Genomic DNA, 16,692 nt, shown 5'->3' with positions numbered 1-16,692 from the left:
GGGAGGATAAGATCGTGAACCATCTTGATCAGGAACTGCTTCAAGCCATTAAAAGCGTCGATTACGATAAGGTCAAGTCCATCGTCGAGTCGGGTGTGGACTTGAATGCGCCAAGCCCCGGGGGAACTTACCTGGATTGGGCTTGGGGCGGATATCGCGAGTGGGATTTTGAGATCGTTAAGCTGCTTATTGCGTACGGCGCGGACCTTAACGACAAGGCATATCCTTCTATCACGTCCGCCGCCAGAAAAGGTCGAATTCACGAGGTTCAATATTTGCTCGATCGCGGGGCGCAGATCAATGCAGTATCCCACGTCGGAACCACGGCACTGTGGCATGCAGCCTATAATGGAGACGTGAAGCTGGCCGCATTTCTGATCCAAAATGGCATGGACCTGCCCAGCCATGGCGGCAGAGCGCTGGGGCTTGCAGCTTTTAACGGACATCTCGCATTCGTGAAGCTGCTGGTGGAGGAAGGGGTCGATATCGACTATCAATCCTTCGCGAGACATCCCGACGACTCCAATACACCGTTGCATTCTGCTGCATGCGCCGGCCATGTCGAGGTCGTTCGATATTTGCTCGAGCGCGGTGCGGATGTCCGGTTAAAAAACCACTACGGCGACAGACCCTATCACGTAGCCAGGTTTAATAAGCGTCATGAGATTATGGAGCTGATTACCGGCTACGAACCCAAGGAACTCCACGATCTCGACAAACGGATCGCAGAACTGAAGAAGGCCAAGCTGCCTACCGCCATCATTAAAGATCTAGCCGAAACGAGAATACGCATAGAACTCCCCGACTCCAAATACTTCTCCTACGTAGAGTTTTGTTCTCTCGTGGAGATTACTGAATTTCAAGCGGACGATATCAAGCTGATCAGCTTGCTGGCGGACGCAGATGCGTACGGCGCCACGGGAATGCTTGTGTGGATTCCGTGTCAGAAGAGTCTGGGCAGCTACGATATCGAGCACCAGAGCTTGACGATTTTCCGAGGGGTATCCTGGAAAAAGTTTTTTAAATCGCCGGGCGTGTTTCTGGATCGCCTGCTCGACGGGGAGTATGAAGCGGAATCGGCGGTTTGAGCTTCTGGAAAAGAATGGAGCAGCGACCGGTACTGCTCCGTCTATGCTATCACCCCTGTGCGAGAAACTCCCGTTCATAAATCGCATTCATTCTTTCCAGCACGCTTCTGGCTTGATCCCGGTGCTTTAAGTCCTTGACGCTGCCTTTCTCCAAATAGACGCCCGTTTCCGCGCGATGTTCCCCGAACGCGCCTTCGTACAAGCGGTTGGCGCCGTGGGTTGGCGGGGAAAAGAACAGCTTCATGAGGGCTTTAACGACGAGGGGCAGCCCGGATTGTTTCCCCTTTCGGAGCGTATTGTTGCCTCCCGGATCGACGCTGCGAACCCGGATGCCATCCTTCAGCAGCCGCGGGGCCGCCTCTTGCGTCCAGAGCGAAAGCGCCAGCTTGGAGGTGGCATACGGGCCGAGCAGCTTGCGGAAGGTTTTTGGACGTTCAAGCATATCGATGCTCAACGCCTTCGTGTACTTAAACGCCGATGACGAGGTATTGATTACCGTTTTAAAATGTCCGTTCTTCAGGCTCTCCGTAAGCTCCATCAGGATGATATACGGCACGACGGTCATCAGCTCATAATGCCGCTCCCGTCCCTGTGCCGAATAGCTGAGCTCGGGGAAGGACCCGCCGGCATTGTTGAACAACACGTCGATCCGCCGTTCCTTGGCTTTGATCTCTTCCAGAACCCGCCGCAAGCCGGCAAAATCGGCGAGGTCCGCCGTTTGGTATGCGCGAAGCTGGCCGCGCCGCAAGGCTTCCCGGATGTTCGAATCGTCCGCGGGAAAGCCGGAGCGGACGACAGCCGCGACCTGCCAGTTTTCCGCCAGCAGCTTCCTCGTTAATTCAAGGCCGATTCCCGCGCTTGCGCCCGTGATCAGGGCAATATTTTCCCGTTCGTCGTTATTCATTCGTCGTATGCCTCCTTCGGATGCCGGGGCGCTGTTTGCCCCGTTAGCGCACATTCTAAAAGTTGGAGTCGACTCCAAGTCAAGGGTGCCGCAGTCAAGTTCCGGCCTTCGTTCGACTCGCTTGACTTGGAGCCGGCTCCAAGATATACAATACGGACATAAGCAACTTTCGGGAGGGGATCGGGTGAAAACAAAGCTTGTCTATACGATCAAGCAGACCGCGGAGCTGACCGGCGTCTCCGAGGACACGATCCGGTATTACGAGAAGATCGCGCTGCTGCCCCGGGCGGAGCGGAAGGACAATGGACATCGCGTCTACGGGGAAGAAGACATCCGAACGATCCGGCTGCTGTCCTGCTTGAAGAAAACAGGAATGCCGCTGGAGGAGATGCGGCCGTTCCTGGCGGTGTCCGCCGATGCCGATCCTGCGGATCACCCCGAGCTGGTCGCTCATTTAAGAAGCCATCGGGAAAATATCGTCAGCCAGATCGCTTCGCTGCAGCAGGTCGTCGACTTTATCGACTTGAAGCTGGAGGAGGGGCGATACCGCGGTGAATGCGCAAGCGAGGAGCGGGCGAAGACGAAAAAGAAGCCAGTCTCCCCGACGGAGATGAGCCATTTTTCCGTAGCGGGCAAGACGGGCAAGTCGTAACGTAAACGCGGATGGCCTTATCGTTAAGAGAGAGCCTCGTCCGAAAGGCGGATCAATCGTGAATGAAGCGGAATACAAAGCGTTCTACGATCGCGTCGGGCTGTCGAACGGCTGGGACTTCAGCAAGCTGAAGGTGCTGACGGAGGGAGCGCGAGCCGACATCTATGAAGAGGTCAAACGGGCGTGCAGGCCATCCGATCTGCTGCTGGACATCGGCACCGGAGGCGGCGAGGCAGTTCTGGACATCCGCGATGCGGCACTGCTGCTGGTGGGAATCGATCGTTCAAGCGGAATGATTCGGACGGCGCAAGCGAATCTGGCACAAGTCGGTGCCGCAAACGTGCGTTTTGTACAAATGGACGCCGAGCGACTCGATTTTCCCGAACGTTTTTTTGATATCGTGACATGTCGTCATGCCGGATTCAATGCAAGTCAAGTAGCTAGGGTGCTATCCCCCGACGGTGTATTCATCACCCAGCAGGTCGCCGAGGGCGATAAGCTCAATTTGAAGCAGGCCTTCGGCCGAGGACAGAGTTATGAAGAAACGGACGGGACGCTGCTGCGTAAATACGAGCTGGCGTTGGCGGAGGCGGGATTTATGGACATCCAGTCCATGGAATTCGATACGGAGGAGTACTACCGGACACCTGAGGACTTGATCTTTCTTTTGAAGCATACGCCGATCATTCCCAGCTTCGGGCATGAAAAGGAAGACTTCGAGGTTCTTCGCGCCTTCATGGAAGACAACCGGACAGAAAAAGGGATCCGCACGAATGCGAAACGATTTACAATAAAGGCGAGGCTCGCCCATGAACCGGGAGGGATTCGGATATGAAGTTCATATGCGTAGGCTACTTGGATGCGGTCAAGATGGACGCGCTAAAGCAAGCGAATGATCGGGCAAATTTCGATGCGTTTTATACGCGACAGATACTTCGGTGAGACAATAACGAGGGACGTGAACGGATATGATCAAAGCAGTCGATGTGCCCTCCTAAAATCCAATTATTTTAGGAGGGCGAAAACAATGAAATTTCATCCCATATCCATGGAAACGTGGAGCCGAAAACCCTATTTCGAACATTATATGAATCGGGTACGCTGCACGTACAGCATGACCGCGAACATCGACATCGCTATTTTACAAGCGGAGCTTAAGCGCAAGAACGTCAAGCTATATCCTGCCCTGATCCATATGATCGCGACGGCGGTGAATCGCCATCCCGAGTTCAGGACCTGCTTCGATTCCGAAGGCAGGCTGGGCATATGGGAGCGGATGTCGCCGAGCTTCACGATTTTTCATGAGGAGGACAGTACCTTCTCGAGCATCTGGACGCCGTATAGCGAGGATTTCGGTGCCTTTTACAAGCGCTGCCTGCAAGAAACAGAACGGTACAAACACGCGAGACAGCTGTTTCCTTGCCCCGACGAACCGCCGAATACCTTTCCGATCTCCAGCATCCCCTGGGTGAACTTTACGGGATTTAATCTGAACATTTACGGCGAGGGCAACTTCCTGCTTCCGATCTTTACGATGGGAAAATACGATCGGCAACACGACAAGCTTTGGCTGCCTGTGTCGGCGCAGCTCCATCATGCGGTTTGCGACGGATACCATGCGGGCGTACTGTTCAACGAGCTTCAGGAGCTGGCATCGGATTGCCGAAGCTGGCTGGCAGGTGTATAAACCCATGATGTCGTACCTTGTCCCTCGCGGAGCCGTCTGCTAACATAGGGAAAATACAAGGGAGGTGCTGACATGATCGATATACACTGCCACATCTTGCATGGCGTGGACGACGGCGCGAAGGATCTGGCCGAGTCCGTGGCGATGGCGCGGATCGCCTATGAGGACGGCATACGGGATATCGTCGTGACGCCTCACTTCAACGGCTTGTACCTCACGATGTCCGACGTCGTGCACCGCAAGTTGGAAGAGCTGGAGCGCGAGCTGGACAGGCAGGGCGTCGATATCCGACTGCATCCGGGCAACGAAGTCCAGTTGGTGAGCGCGGCGTTCTTCGACGAGCATCGAAGGAACCGCTCGTTCGCGCTTCTGGGCCGGCCGGGCACGCATCTGCTCTTCGAGCAGCGCTGGACCGGCTACGATCCGGCTACGCCGGAGATCGTGCAGCGGTTGCTCGACGCGGGCGTAACGCCGGTCATGGCGCACCCGGAGCGGCATCCGTTCTTCAGGGACGATCCGGAGCTGCTGCCGCAGCTGATCGAGCTCGGACTGTGGACGCAGGTATCGGCGGACAGCCTCGTCGGCAATTTCGGTCCGGAGGCGCAGCAGTACGGGCGTGCGCTTATTGCGGCGGGACATGCGCATACGCTTGCGACCGACGCGCACAACGTGAACCGGAAGCCTAATCTCAGTGCGGGCATGGCGATATTCGAGGAAGTCGCCGGCGCCCGGGCGAGGGCGGAGCTGGAGGCGCGGATGCGCAGCATCCTGGCCGATTGACGTCAGGGGAAGCACGAATCCAGGGAAGCACGAAGCTAGGGGAATCACGAAGCCAGGAGAAGAAGGACATGCGAGAGAATGGATCGCCGGAGCATACAGCCCCGGCGATTTTTTTATGACGACGCCTGAAGCAATACCTCCAGCTCCGTGCGAAGCGTCTGCGAGATCGGACTCATCGGCAGCCGCAGCGAATCGGAAGCGATGATGCCCTGACGGGCCAGGAGCCACTTGAGCGGCGCGGGATTCGGTTCGCTGAACAGTCGCTCCATCCAGGGCAGCACAGTCGTGAACGCTTGGGCGGCTCCTTTCGTATCTCCCCGCTCGAACCTGCGATACATATCGACGAAGACATCCGTCTTTATGTTCGCCGAGGCGAGGATGCCGCCCCGGGCGCCCCGACCCAGCATATCGAAGAGACGTTGGTCCTCACCGCATAGCACCGGCTTCGAGGTCGTCTGCACGAGCGCCTCGAGCAGAGAGGTGTCGCCCGTGCTGTCCTTCATGCCGATGACGCCATCCAGCTCCATGATTCGGCGGGCCGTATCTACGCTCAGCCTCGTGCCGGTTCGGGACGGAATCTCATAAACGATGACGGGCACGCCAACCTGCGATACGCGGCGGAAATGCGCCAGTATGCCTTCCTGCGAAGGGCGGCTGTAATATGGAACGACGACTAGGACGGCATCGGCGCCAAGTCTTCCCGCGTCCTCCGTCCGCTTGACTGAAGCGGCAGTGCTGCTCGTACCTGTGCCCACCACGACCGGTATCCGACTTCCTTTTTCCCGGACGGCTTCCTGCGTCATGCGCAATAGCGAGGCCGCTTCATCCCAAGAGAGCGTGGGCGATTCGCCTGTCGTGCCGCCGACGACCAAGCCCTGAATGTCATAGGCCAGCAGCCGATCCACATAGCGCCTGCAGGATACCGGATCTATCTCTTCGTCCGCCGTAAACGGCGTAACTGTGGGTACGAATATTCCATGTAGGTGCTGTTCGCTCATCATCGCGTCCCTTCATCTCCTCATGTCGCCTGATTTCCTTCAACGTAACATGGAAAGCGCCGCAACCGTTATCCCGCATTTCCGATAGAGCGATCAAAGTTATCGATGGACGGCCAGCTCATGGTCGCAGCAGCAATGGGAACGAGGAGCTGGGGAACCCGAGGCGATTGTCCAGCTATCGTCATGCATGCACTGGGGAACGTTTTCGCCAGAGTTTGCTGGAAATATATTGATAACAGGCGAAGCGGAAACCTCCCCGCAACGCCTTTTTGCCCTGTCCGTACTACTATCCGCTATCCCCGGCTACTCCTCCCGCGGCATTTGCATTTTTGTCGAAATTGATATAATAAGCCCCAAGACAAAAAGCGACAACATTCAAAATTCGATGCTGATATAATTGGCCCCAAGGAAATTGCGATTACGTCCAAGATAGGAGAGTTATGAGCGCTATAGCCGGTTTGCTAAACGAGCATGAGCCTGTCTCCATTGAAGCGGCGGGTCTGATGATGAAGGCGCTGGAGAAATATCCGGCCCATCATGTGCGTACCTGGCATGACCGGCACGTGTTCATGGGCTGCCATGCGCAGTGGTTCGCGCCCGAGTCGGCGTACGACCGGCAGCCCTGCCGGGAGGAAGGGCAGGAGCTCGTTATCGCCGCGGACGCGATCCTCGACAACAGGGAGGAGCTATTCGGCCGGCTGCAGGTCGAGCGTGCCCGTCGGGAGCGGATGACGGACAGCGACCTGATCCTGGCGGCGTACCGCAAGTGGGGAGAGGAGGCGCCGGGTTATCTGATCGGCGACTTCGCCTTCGTCCTGTGGGACGAACGGAGACGCCGGCTGTTCGGAGCCAGAGATCTGGCGGGAAGCCGAACGTTGTATTACGTTCATCGGCCGGGGCGGTTTGCTTTTTGCACGGTGATGAATCCGCTGCTTGCGCTGCCCGGCGTCGGCCGGGAGCTGGACGAGTCCTGGCTGGCCGAGTTCCTCGCGATCCCGATCATCCTGGATACGATCGACGTTCGCTCCACGGTGTACCGCCAGATCGGCCAGATTCCGCCTGCGCATGCCTTTACCGTCGAGCAGGGCAGCTTGAAGGTACGGCGCTACGGCTCTTTGACGGCCGATGTGCCCAAGCTGAAGCTGCGGTCGAGCGGCGAGTACGAGGAAGCGTTCCGCGAGGTGTTCAGGGAGGCCGTCGTCTCGAGGCTTCGGACAAGCCGGAACGTCGGCGCGAGCTTAAGCGGCGGGCTGGACTCGGGAGCCGTCGTGAGCTTCGCGGCAGCGCCGCTGCGCGAGCAAGGCAAGACGCTGCATACATACAGCTATGTCCCGCGTTCGGACTTCGCGGACTGGACCCCGCGGAGCATGGCAGCCGACGAGACGCCTTTCATCCGGGATATCGTGGATCACGTGGGCACGCTCTCGCACAGCTACATGGACTTCGCGAAGCACAATTCCTTTGAGGAAATCGACGATCTGCTGGCATTAATGGAAGCGCCTTATAAATTTTTTGAAAATTCTTACTGGTTCAAGGGCATTCTCGCGCAAGCGAGCAAACAGGATGTCGGCGTCCTGCTGCATGGCGGCAACGGCAATTACTCCATCTCATGGGGGCCGGCGATGGACTATTACGCCCTTCTCCTGCGGCGGCTGCGCTGGGTGCGGTTGTACCGCGAGCTGTCGCAATACGGCAAAAACGTTCGCGTCGGCCGGTCGCGGCTCCTTCCCTATATCGGAAGACTGGCGTTCGCGAATCCGGCCCCGAAGCCGCTGGCGGGCATCCCGATGCTGATTCACCCGGACCTGGCGGCGCGCACCGGTGTATTCGACAGGCTGAAGGGGCACGACGTCGGACTGACGGACGCCTGGATGAACGAATTCGACGCGCGGACGTATCAGTTCGACAACCTGTCGATCTTGAACCATCAGGGAACGTCATCGACCAAGCTGTCGCTGCGATATGCCGTCCGGGAGAGGGACCCGACCTGCGACCCGCGGGTCGTCCGGTTCTGCCTGTCCGTGCCTGTCGAACAGTACGTGCAGGGCGGCATGGACCGCGCGCTCGTCCGGCGGGCGACCGCCGGTTATCTGCCCGATTCCGTCCGGCTGAATCAACGCGTCCGGGGCGTACAGGGGGCGGATTGGATCCACCGCGTGCTTCCCGCTTGGGACGAGATGTCGGAGGAGCTGCGCCGGCTATGCGACGATTCCCGGGCCTCGGGGCTGCTGAACGTAGAACAAGTCCGCTTGTCGCTGGCGGAGATGGGCAATCCGCCTCGTCCCGATCGCGCTTTCGACCGGCATGCGAGATTGCTGATGCAGAGTCTGATCGTGTACCGGTTTCTTCGGCAAGGCGCCTGACACTCCCGCTTGGAAGGAGGTGAGACCAGATGAAGAAAGAGTGGAATCAACCTACGCTCGAAGTGCTCGACGTCAACCAGACGTTCGGCGGACCGAACGGCCTGTACCCGGATCGCAACGGCAAAGGCACGAACAACGGCCATCCCCATGCCCCGGAGGCTTCTTAATTACATGGAAATGATCAAGGGCCCTCTTACATCGAGCATGTATAGGGCCCTTGTTTGACGCATGCGAGCGGGAAAAAACCGCAGAACCGAGGTGCCCTTTTAATGAAGAATGAGATCGCGCCAACGATGTACTACGCATTCGGCCTTCATATATCAAGCGAAATTCGCCTGCCGGAGCTCTTGGAGACGACCGGCGGAGCCTGCGAAGCCGACGTCGAGATCAAGCTCGGAGATTTGTCGGCGGATTGGCGCGCAGCCGACGTAGAGGACGATTTTTATGCGTTCGAGAACGGCCGGTTTTTGTTTTACGTGCCTGAAGTGGCCGTTTACAGCATCCGCGACGGAAGACAGGTGATCGTGTCGCCCCTGGCGGGCATCGAGGAAGAGCGTATCCGGCTCTACTTGCTCGGCACGTGCATGGGTTCGATCCTGATGCAGCGGCGGATACTTCCGCTCCATGGCAGCGCAATCGTCGTCGATGGGCGCGCTTACGCCTTTATCGGGGAATCCGGTGCCGGAAAATCGACGCTGGCGGCTGCGTTCCGAAGCCGCGGCTACCGGTTGCTGACCGATGACGTGATCGCGATAGCGTCCGGCGGCGAGGACGGCCGAACGCCGGTCGTCGTGCCGGCCTATCCGCAGCAGAAGCTGTGGCAGGAGAGCATCGAGCAGCTGGGCTTGCAGTCCGACCGGTATCGCCATCTGTATCTGTCCAAGTATGCCATCCCCGTGACGTCGGCGTTTTCCGTCGACGCCGTACCCTTGGCCGGCGTATTCGAGCTGACGCGGACCGACAAGGACGAGGTGACTCTTTCGCGTTGTCAGGCCCTCGAACGGTTGGCGCTCCTCCGGATCCATACGTATCGGCCTTTTTTAATTTCGCGTTTGGCGGGAGACCAATGGCATTTTTCGACAGTGACCGGGATGGCAAGCCGGATCGACTTGTATCGTCTGCAGCGGCCTGCCGCCGGATTCTCTGCGCATGCGCTGGCCGATGCGGTATTGCGTGCCGTGCTTGGAGGAGAGAAGGTCATGCAGGCGTGAAAGGCGAGGGAAGACTAGACGTCGCGCCCATGTTCTACTATCTCAAAAAGCTGCATGCATTTGCCGGGCGCAAACTTTATGCGAATCTGGCGGGAACGATCGTCGTCAGCATGATGGAGGGAATCGGCATCTTCCTGCTGGCCCCGATGCTGGGGCTGATCGGGCTGCTCGACGCCGCCTCGGGAGGCATCCCGCTGTTATCCGCGGCCGCGGAGCCGCTGCAGCGCTTGTCGCCCGAGCTGAGATTGCCGGCCGTGCTCGCCGTTTTCCTGATGCTGCTGCTCGGCCAGGGATTGCTCCAGCGGCTGCTGGCCAATATGAGCGCCGAGTTGGAGCAGGGCTTTATCCGGCACCTGAGGCTCGAGCTCTATCGGGGGCTGCTGCAATCGAACTGGGCGTTTTTCCTGAAAAGAAGAAGGTCGGACTTTATCCACCATGCCACGATCGAGCTGCCCCGGGTGAGCTTCGGCGTGTTCATGTGCCTGCGGCTCGCCACGACCTTGCTCTTTACGCTGATTCAAATCGGCTTTGCCTTATGGCTGTCCGTTCCGCTAACCCTTGCCGTCTTGCTGTGCGGGCTGGCGCTCGCCGCGTATTCCCGGTCTCAGGTGAGAAGATCGAGGGCGCTCGGGAAGGATACGACCGAGCTGATGCAGCGCTACGTGGGGGGCATGACCGACCACTTCAACGGCATCAAGGATATCAAAGGCAATCGGATGGAGCAGCAGCATTTGTCCTGGTTCCGCGCGCTTTGCGATCGGCTGGAGAGCAATCTCGTTCAATTTACCAAGCTGCAATCTGCCTCCCAGTTCCGTTACAAGGCCGCCGCAAGCATCCTGATTGCCGTTTTCGTGTATTTTGCCTTCGCGGTGCTCCACGTTCACGCCGAGACGCTCATCTTTATCGTTCTCGTCTTCTCGCGGCTGTGGCCGAAGTTTTCGACGCTGCAGTCCAATCTGGAGCAGATCGGCCAGACGGTTCCCGCCTTCAGGCATTTGCGTGAGCTGCAGCAGGCTTCCGAGGAAGCGCAAGAGCCCGAACTTGGGCCGGTCCGGCTTGCCGAAGGCGATGCGATGCGCGTCTCGCAGGGCTTTGAGATGCGGGACGTATACTACCGTTATGACCGCGACCAGGCGACTTATGCGCTTCAAGGCGTGAGCCTGCGCATTCCGGCGCACCGGATGACGGCCGTCGTCGGCCGATCGGGCGCGGGAAAGAGCACCTTGATCGACCTGCTGATCGGGCTCGTGCAGCCGGAGCGGGGGCAGGTGCTCGTGGACGGCAAGCCGCTCGGCGCTGGCGAGGCGTATGAATTGAGGCGGTCCGTGAGCTATGTCTCGCAGGACCCCTTCCTGTTCCATGAGAGCGTGCGGGACAACCTGGCGATCGCCGCGCCGGAGGCAAGCGAGGCGCAGATGTGGGAAGCGCTGCGCTTTGCGGCGGCGGATGCGTTTGTCAAAAGATTGCCGGAAGGGCTCGATACCGTATTGGGAGACCGGGGCGTGCGCCTCTCCGGAGGCGAACGGCAGCGGATCGTGTTGGCCCGGGCGATCCTGCGCAATCCGTCCGTCCTCGTGCTGGACGAAGCGACGAGCGCCCTGGACGGCGAGCGCGAAGCCGGCATTCAGGAAGCGCTGGAACGGCTGCGGGGCAGGATGACCCTCATCGTCATCGCCCATCGCTTGTCCACGATCCGCGGCGCGGACCAGATCATCGTGCTGGACAACGGCTCGGTCGTTCAGCACGGGGGATACGCGCAGCTCTCCGAAGAGCAAGACGGCTTGTTCGGGAAGCTGCTGTCCTATCAGGCGAGGGCTAGCGGGTAAAAGCTCCTCTGTCTGCGGGAAACGAACATCATACATGCAAAAGTGCAGCTAATCCTGGCGGGCGGGGGAGAGTGACCCCATTCAGGAAAATAAGCTGCATTTTTTGCGTCTGTTTTTCGGACAGGCGAACGCCTGAGAAATTCCGGCGACGATAAGACGCTGACGCATCTCCATCCGTATTTCGTCATATGAGGCACTTGTGTTTGCCGTTTGTACACAACCAGGCTGCCAGCTTCCGTCTGCAACGTCAGACTTTCAGAAAACATTCAGTTTGTTTTAATGTCCGACTTAACTTCTATGCCCATAGTTAAAGGATGTGATGGCGAAAAGGAGGGGCGGACGCATGAGAGCTCCTGTTAGGTTGAAAATCGATATTCCGCTGTTGTTCATCGTCTTGCTGTCCGCATTTTTAAACGGCTTCAACATCTGGACGGACAAGTACGCCAATACCTACTATACGACGGCTGTCGCGGCGATGATGGAGAACTTGCACAATTTCTTCTATGCCTCGCTCGATTCCGCGGGCTCGGTCACGGTGGATAAGCCGCCTGTCGTATTCTGGATCCAGACGATCAGCGCCAAGTTCTTCGGACTTCACGGCTGGAGCGTGATTCTGCCTCAGGCGCTGGCTGGCATAGGCTCGGTGCTGCTCGTGTACAAGCTGGTCAAGCCGACTTTCGGCAGGGCTGCGGCGCTGATCGGCGCCCTCGTCATGGCGTGCACGCCGATCGCGGTGGCCGTCAGCCGCACGAACAACATCGACAGCATGCTCGTATTTACTTTGCTGCTTGCCGCCGCTTTGCTGTTCCGTGGAGTGCGAAAGGGAAGCGTGTGGCGTGTGTTGGGGGCTTTTGCGGTTGTCGGCGTCGGGTTTAATATGAAGATGCTTCAGGCGTATATGGTGCTTCCTGCCTTTTACTTGTTCTACTGGGTGGCGTCTTCGCGATCGTGGAAAAAGAAAACGGGGATTCTGGCAGGCGCTACGGCGCTCATGCTGGTCGTCTCGGTGTCGTGGGCGGTCGTCGTCGACGCGGTCCCCGCGGACAAGCGGCCGTTTATCGGCAGCAGCGGCACGAATTCGGTGCTGAATCTGGCTTTCGGCTATAACGGCGTGTCCCGGCTAACGGGGGATCGCGGGCAGGGCGGCGGCGGAGCTCCGAACTTTAGGAGCGGCGGTGGCTTCCCGGCGGGCGGTCAGAACCAAAGATTCGGTCAGGGCCAAGGGACGGATACGAGCCAGCCGCCGAATCTGGCGCCGGACCAAGGCCAAGGGGCAAGCCAGAACCCGATGTCCGGCCAAGGCCAGGGAGACGGGCAAGATCAGGCGCCCGGCCAGAATCAGGCGCCCGGCCAACAAGACGGGGGCGGATTCCGCGGCGCTCCGCAGGGCGGCGGCTTTGGGGGCTTCCGGCAGGATGGCGGTGGCTTTGGCGGCCCCGGCGGATCCGGCGGTCCGAACGGCGGCCGCAGCGGCGGCATGTTCGGAACAGGCCAGTCGGGGCCGCTGCGTTTGTTCCAATCCTCCCTTTCCGATCAGGCCAGCTGGCTCATTCCGTTCGCGCTTATCGGCTCGGTCGGCCTGCTTGGCAGCATTCGCAGACGGCGGTGGACGGATAAGCACAAGGAGACGATTTTCTGGCTGTCCTGGCTGCTTCCGGCGGCGGCGTTCTTCAGCGTAGCAGGTTTTTTCCACCAATATTATCTGATCATGCTCGCGCCGCCGATCGCCGCGCTTACCGGAGCGGGATTCGTCGAGATGTGGCGGGCTTACAGAGAACGTAATTCCTGGACGTCCTGGCTGCTGCCCGCAGCTATTTTGGCGACGACGGTATTCGCCTGGTACATCGTTCATCCGTACGACGCGACGATCGGCGGCGGATGGGCAGCGGGCATCGGGCTGGCAGGCGTGATCGTTACGGCGCTGCTCATCGTGTGGAGAACGAGGGAAAACCTGCGTCCCGCCCGCCTGTGGGCGATCGCCGGATTGCTGACGCTGCTGGTCGGCCCCGTTTACTGGGCGTTGACGCCGATCACGTACGGCGTGAGCAGCATGACGCCGATCGTCGGCCCGAGCTCGTCCCGCGAGGCGAACGGCCCGCAGGGCGGCGAGTTCGCGGGACGCGGTCAAGGCGGAGGCGAATCGGGCGGCACGCTGGACGAGGGACTTTACAATTACTTAAAGGCGCACAATACGGGCCAAAAGTATTTGCTTGCGGTATCCGATTACGGCACGGCGGCGCCATATATGATCGACAAAGGCGAGTCGGTCGTCATTTTGAACGGGTTCAACGGTTCGGACCGGGTCTACACGGCCGACAAGCTGCAAGCGTTGGTGGCAAAAGGCGAAGTGACCTACTTCCTGGTCGGCGGCGGCGGAATGGGCGGCGGACGCGGTAGCAGCACCGAGGTAACGCAATGGATTCAGCAGCACGGCAAGGAGATTCCGGCTTCCGAATGGCAGTCGTCGAACGGCGGTGCCGCGCAGTCCGAGGCAGGCGACGGCCGGGGGAACGGCGGATTCCAAGGGTTTGGCGGTTTTGGCAGGAGTGCGACGTTATATGCGGTTTCATTATAAAATATCGTGCGGGCATCTTCGCTTATGTATGGTTCAATTCCCTTGGCACTCCTAAAGGAGCTGCCGAGGGTTTTCTATTTTGCGAAAAAGCCCCGGTGTGTAAGCAACTTTGAGGCGCGCGGGCCTTTTCATTTCGGATCGGCTACAATAGAACGATAAAAGGTACAATCCCTCCAGCAAAGGAATGAAGCCCATGTCCGCAAGCGAACAAGCCGGCAGCAAGCCGGCCGAGATTACGAAGGACGGTTCGTTCAAGCGCCAAGTCAACCGGTTTGCGACGCCGTTCGGAGAGGGGCCGGACGCGCTGCCCGTCGAAGCGGGAAGATATCGCCTCCTCTGGTCGGCGGCGTGTCCGTGGGCGCACCGGTCCGTGATCGTCCGACGCGTGCTCGGGCTCGAGGATGCGATCAGCCTGGGAACCGTGAGCCCGATGCGTCCGAGGCTGCCGCGCGTAGATTGGGAGTTCTCGCTCGATCCGGATGGCGTCGATCCCGTCCTCGGTATTCGGTATGTCAGCGAGATCTACCTGAAAACGGACCCTGACTACACAGGCAGGCCGACCGTGCCCGTCGTCGTAGACTTGCACAAACGCGAAGCAGCGAACAACGACTATTTCAAGCTGACCAACTATTTCGAGACGGTATGGTCGCCTTTTCACAAGCCTAATGCACCCGACTTGTATCCCGAGGCGATGCGCGAGCAGATCGACGCTCTGAACGAAGTCATTTTCCACGACATCAACAATGGCGTATACAAATGCGGCTTCGCCCGTTCCCAGGAAGCCTACGATGCGGCCTACGATACCTTGTTCGCACGTCTGGACGAGCTGGAGGGGCGCCTGGCGCGCAGCCGGTTCCTGAACGGGGACTACATCACGGACTCCGACGTCCGTCTCTATACGACGCTGGCCCGCTTCGATGCGGCTTACTATACGGCGTTCCGGACGAACCGCAATCTGCTTCGCGAGTTCGAGCATTTGTGGGGGTACGCCCGCGACTTGTATCAGACCCCGGGATTCGGAGATACGACCGATTTTGATGCGATCAAGCGTCACTATCACCTGTCGATCACCATCGCGACGGACAAGCAAGAAGTGAATATCCTGCCCAACGGACCGGACCTTGCGGTCTGGGAGAACCGGCACGAGCGGCATCTGTTGAGCGGAAAAGAAGAGAAGTTTCTCATACGCGCCTGAGCGGGGAGGAGTCGAAAACATGCATATACGTGATGCCGCTCCGGAAGAGCGCGCTTTTATCAGAGAGCAACGGCTGGATGCCTACCGGGAGCATGCCCGGTCGATCCCCGATTCCCATTGGCAGGCGCTGGCGCGTGCGATCAGCTCGGAAGCTGACGCGCAGCCTGGCGCGGAACTGATCGTGGCCGAGGCGGATGGCAATATTGCGGGCAGCGTCGTTCTGTTTCCGGCGAATACGGATGCCTACGACGGCCATGCCGACAAGCAAGACTATCCGGAGATCCGCATGCTGGCGGTATCTCCGGCGTACCGCGGCAAAGGCGCAGCGTCGGCGCTGATCGCCGAATGCATTCGCCGCGCCCGCGCGTCCGGCAGCGGGGCCGTCGGCCTGCATACCGGTGAGTTTATGAAGGACGCGCGCCAATTGTACGAGAAGCTGGGATTCGAGCGGCTTCCGCAATACGATTTTCAGCCTGCGGACGACGGCATCACGGTCATGGCGTTCCGGCTGAACCTTTAGCGGGGCGGGAAAATGCCCGTGAGGTTAATGACGTAGCTGACGCCTGCAGGCGCGTAATCCTGCAGATCCGGCAAAGCGAAGGTCGTTTTTCCGTCGCCGCCGTACTGGGTGCCCAAGATCGAAAACAGCGGCGTGTTTTGCGCGATCGACAGGAGCGCGCCGTCGCATACGTGAGTGCCGGCCGGCGCGAAGTTGCCCGCGAACAGCCAAACTTCGCCGATATAGCCTGCGGCGCTGCCGCCTTCTCCTGCCGATCCGTCGGCGATGTTCGGATCGCCGAACTTCGGGCCTGCGGAACCGGCGGTTCCCGGCGGCCCTTGCGGACCGGCCGGTCCCGTATCGCCCTTCACGCCTTGCGGTCCGGTCGCGCCAGTCGGCCCGGCATCGCCTTTGGCCCCTTGGGGCCCGATCGCCCCAGTCGGCCCGGCATCGCCCTTGGCCCCTTGCGGCCCGATCGCCCCAATCGGCCCGGCATCGCCCTTGGCCCCTTGCGGCCCGATCGCCCCAGTCGGCCCGGCATCGCCCTTGGCCCCTTGCGGTCCTTGCGGTCCGGGGGCGCCGCGGTCGCCCTTATCCCCTTTGGGCCCCACGACATTCCAGGAGATCGCCTTCTCGGTCTTTTTGCACGACGCGGCTTTGGCGACGATGCGGATTTGCCCGTCGTTTTTGGCGCAGGCATAGATCGTGCTCGTTGTCTTGCTTGCAGCCGCCGCCGCGTAGACGCTCGCGCCCGAGAGCAGCAGAATCAAGATGCCAGCCATGATCATCATCGTCTTTTTGCTTAAATACACCGCCATTCCTCCCCCTGCTATCCGTGCTATGCCATTTAGTTAGAATCTATGGAGGCCCTCGCGAATCTATGCTTCGATCCCGTTTCAGAACGAATGGCGCAT

Annotated in this window: 15 protein-coding genes; 12 read left to right on the top strand and 3 right to left on the bottom strand. The window is 59.4% G+C overall.

Translation table 11 applies throughout. The features are described from left to right. The first annotated feature begins 14 nt into the window (after nucleotides 1–14). Nucleotides 15–1,088: an ankyrin repeat domain-containing protein gene (locus KB449_RS29200; RefSeq protein ID WP_282911717.1), complete on the top strand. Its 1,074-nt coding sequence runs from the start codon at nucleotides 15–17 to the stop codon at nucleotides 1,086–1,088. A 49-nt stretch (nucleotides 1,089–1,137) separates the two neighbouring features. Here the strand turns inward: KB449_RS29200 and KB449_RS29195 are convergent, their stop codons facing one another. Further along, nucleotides 1,138–1,992, bottom strand: coding sequence for an SDR family NAD(P)-dependent oxidoreductase (locus KB449_RS29195; RefSeq protein ID WP_282911716.1), 855 nt, complete (start codon nucleotides 1,990–1,992; stop codon nucleotides 1,138–1,140). A gap of 184 nt (nucleotides 1,993–2,176) precedes the next feature. Between KB449_RS29195 and KB449_RS29190 the strand changes: the two genes are divergently transcribed. From KB449_RS29190 to KB449_RS29175, 4 genes are all read left to right on the top strand, one after another. Further along, complete coding sequence (locus KB449_RS29190; RefSeq protein ID WP_282911715.1) at nucleotides 2,177–2,644, top strand: MerR family transcriptional regulator; 468 nt, start codon at nucleotides 2,177–2,179, stop codon at nucleotides 2,642–2,644. Nucleotides 2,645–2,702: 58 nt separating this feature from the next. Then, the gene (locus KB449_RS29185; RefSeq protein WP_282911714.1) at nucleotides 2,703–3,479 is read left to right on the top strand and encodes a class I SAM-dependent methyltransferase; all 777 of its coding nucleotides are present in this window, start codon (nucleotides 2,703–2,705) and stop codon (nucleotides 3,477–3,479) included. A 192-nt stretch (nucleotides 3,480–3,671) separates the two neighbouring features. Beyond that, nucleotides 3,672–4,331: a type A chloramphenicol O-acetyltransferase gene (gene catA, locus KB449_RS29180; protein ID WP_282911713.1), complete on the top strand. Its 660-nt coding sequence runs from the start codon at nucleotides 3,672–3,674 to the stop codon at nucleotides 4,329–4,331. 72 nt (nucleotides 4,332–4,403) lie between these two features. Beyond that, nucleotides 4,404–5,111 (top strand): tyrosine-protein phosphatase, encoded by a 708-nt coding sequence (locus tag KB449_RS29175; protein WP_282911712.1) that lies wholly within the window; start codon nucleotides 4,404–4,406, stop codon nucleotides 5,109–5,111. A gap of 113 nt (nucleotides 5,112–5,224) precedes the next feature. On the opposite strand, the gene dapA is transcribed toward KB449_RS29175, so the two are convergent. Then, nucleotides 5,225–6,109 carry a 4-hydroxy-tetrahydrodipicolinate synthase gene (gene dapA, locus KB449_RS29170; RefSeq protein WP_434082530.1) on the bottom strand — a complete coding sequence of 295 codons (885 nt, stop codon included), beginning with the start codon at nucleotides 6,107–6,109 and terminating at the stop codon, nucleotides 5,225–5,227. A 440-nt stretch (nucleotides 6,110–6,549) separates the two neighbouring features. Here dapA and KB449_RS29165 point away from each other — a divergent pair, with 440 nt between their 5' ends. From KB449_RS29165 to KB449_RS29135, 7 genes are all read left to right on the top strand, one after another. Next, nucleotides 6,550–8,472 (top strand): asparagine synthase-related protein, encoded by a 1,923-nt coding sequence (locus KB449_RS29165; protein ID WP_282911710.1) that lies wholly within the window; start codon nucleotides 6,550–6,552, stop codon nucleotides 8,470–8,472. A gap of 29 nt (nucleotides 8,473–8,501) precedes the next feature. Further along, a complete protein-coding gene (locus KB449_RS29160; RefSeq protein WP_282911709.1) occupies nucleotides 8,502–8,639 on the top strand; it encodes a paeninodin family lasso peptide in 138 nt (45 codons plus the stop codon). Between the two features lie 102 nt (nucleotides 8,640–8,741). Continuing rightward, entirely contained in the window at nucleotides 8,742–9,683 is a 942-nt protein-coding gene (locus tag KB449_RS29155; RefSeq protein WP_282911708.1) for a phosphoenolpyruvate carboxykinase (ATP), read from the top strand. After that, on the top strand, nucleotides 9,680–11,509 hold the full coding sequence (locus tag KB449_RS29150; RefSeq protein WP_350356249.1) for an ABC transporter ATP-binding protein: 1,830 nt from the start codon (nucleotides 9,680–9,682) through the stop codon (nucleotides 11,507–11,509). The genes KB449_RS29155 and KB449_RS29150 overlap by 4 nt, the downstream gene beginning before the upstream one ends. Nucleotides 11,510–11,852: 343 nt before the next feature. Next, nucleotides 11,853–14,084 carry a glycosyltransferase family 39 protein gene (locus KB449_RS29145; RefSeq protein ID WP_282911707.1) on the top strand — a complete coding sequence of 744 codons (2,232 nt, stop codon included), beginning with the start codon at nucleotides 11,853–11,855 and terminating at the stop codon, nucleotides 14,082–14,084. 193 nt (nucleotides 14,085–14,277) lie between these two features. Continuing rightward, nucleotides 14,278–15,279 (top strand): glutathione S-transferase family protein, encoded by a 1,002-nt coding sequence (locus KB449_RS29140; protein ID WP_282911706.1) that lies wholly within the window; start codon nucleotides 14,278–14,280, stop codon nucleotides 15,277–15,279. A gap of 19 nt (nucleotides 15,280–15,298) precedes the next feature. Beyond that, on the top strand, nucleotides 15,299–15,799 hold the full coding sequence (locus tag KB449_RS29135; RefSeq protein WP_282911705.1) for a GNAT family N-acetyltransferase: 501 nt from the start codon (nucleotides 15,299–15,301) through the stop codon (nucleotides 15,797–15,799). Here KB449_RS29135 and KB449_RS29130 read toward each other — a convergent pair. Next, nucleotides 15,796–16,590 carry a tail fiber protein gene (locus KB449_RS29130; RefSeq protein ID WP_282911704.1) on the bottom strand — a complete coding sequence of 265 codons (795 nt, stop codon included), beginning with the start codon at nucleotides 16,588–16,590 and terminating at the stop codon, nucleotides 15,796–15,798. The two genes, KB449_RS29135 and KB449_RS29130, sit on opposite strands and share 4 nt — an antisense overlap. Between the last annotated feature and the right edge of the window lie 102 nt (nucleotides 16,591–16,692).

Origin of the sequence: Cohnella hashimotonis (genome assembly GCF_030014955.1) — a bacterium.
GTDB classification, from domain to species: Bacteria; Bacillota; Bacilli; order Paenibacillales; family Paenibacillaceae; genus Cohnella; species Cohnella hashimotonis.
This window is presented reverse-complemented; position numbering and strand designations above follow the sequence as displayed.